General features: G+C 44.2%; 2 protein-coding genes. Both read left to right on the top strand.

What is annotated here, in order from left to right:
- Positions 1 to 687, top strand: a 687-nt coding sequence (locus R7P67_RS24195) for a diguanylate cyclase domain-containing protein (protein WP_318086239.1), incomplete at its 5' end; no start/stop codon positions are given.
- Positions 674 to 1,464 (top strand): glycosyltransferase family 2 protein (locus R7P67_RS24190; RefSeq protein WP_318086238.1); only part of this gene is annotated, 791 nt, incomplete at its 3' end. The genes R7P67_RS24195 and R7P67_RS24190, both read left to right, overlap by 14 nt.

Here is a 1,464-nt window from a genome sequence, read left to right as displayed (position 1 = left end):
AAGCTTGAATGTCCAAAATGTCTGACTCAGCTACGCCATATTGGTGTGGACTATGACCGTCCGCTTGAAAATCATGTGTGCCATAGTTGCTCTAGTTTGTTTGTCGAGGCTGCTACCATCAGTCAATGTTTGAGCTGTGACTCAAAGCTCAAAGTTGAAGAGCTTGTTGTTCGTAAAATTTATCAATATCGACTTGGCGAAGTCGGTGAGTACATCTTCCAGCACGCAAAGTCTATTCAGGCTCCTGAGTTATCGATTAAAGGAAAAGTCGAAGTCAGCTTTTTCCAAAACCTACTGGCGTGGCTAAATAAAGTCGCATTGAGACACAAAGAGCAGCATCTTCTACTTGGATTACACTTACCGACGATTGATGAATACGGTAAGCAATATGGTGATGCCAAATTATTCTCGTTGATGGATCAACTGACGCGCCGTCTTAGCGGCTTGTTTCGAGATACGGACATATGTTGTCAGTACAAACAGGATGTGTTGCTTGTCCTAATGCCAAACACGACCAACGCAAGCTTGTCCGTTTTACAGCAAAAATTATCGGATTTGGGTGATCTTGTTGAAGACGAAGAATTTGAGTTGGACGTATTTGCTTGGGATTTGCCTGATCCGGTCATTGAAGGTGGTGTTTCTGTTTGGATCGAATCGTTGATGGGTGAGATCTATGCTGCAAGATAGTCTCGTTTTACTCGACTATCTTCGAGGCATGCTTCTTCACAATGAAGAACTATGGCTATTGTTGTTTCCAGTAATGATCATCATAGAGTTGCCGCTGTATTTGTTGGTGTTAACAGGGATATTTCGTTGGTCATATATGCGAGAAGAGCCAGAGTTAAAACGATTTCCATCAGTAAGCTTCGTTATCACTTGCTACGGTGAGGGAGAGGCGATTGGGATCACCATCGATACGTTAGTTGAGCAAGTTTACCCAGGTCATATTGAAATACTCGCAGTGGTTGATGGGGCGGTGCAAAACCAAGATACCTATCAAGCCGCATTAAATGGTGAGAGAAGACATACAGGTGTCCGTAATCGTAAAGTTCGTGTCTTGCCAAAGTGGCAACGTGGAGGCCGTGTTTCAACATTGAATGCCGGCTTATCGATGGCCAGCGGTGAAATTGTCATTAACGTAGATGGAGATACCTCATTCGATAACGACATGGTTTTCACCATGATGAAACAGTTTGCGGATAAAAATGTGATTGCTAGCGGTGGTGCGTTAAGAGTTCGCAACCACAACGCCAACTTACTAACCAAAATGCAATCCTTGGAGTACATGCTGTCTATGCAAGCAGGTAAAACAGGGATGGCGACGTGGGGTGTGCTCAATAACATCTCTGGCGCATTCGGAGCGTTTCGAAAGAACCTTCTTAAGCAAGTTGGGGGGTGGGATACGCATACTGCAGAAGATCTCGACTTAACCATGCGTTTGAAGCAATACAAACGTCGTTATCC

Source organism: Vibrio sp. Vb0937 (assembly GCF_033338855.1).
Note: the sequence above shows the minus strand (reverse complement) of the source record. Positions and strands in the feature narration are given on the sequence as shown.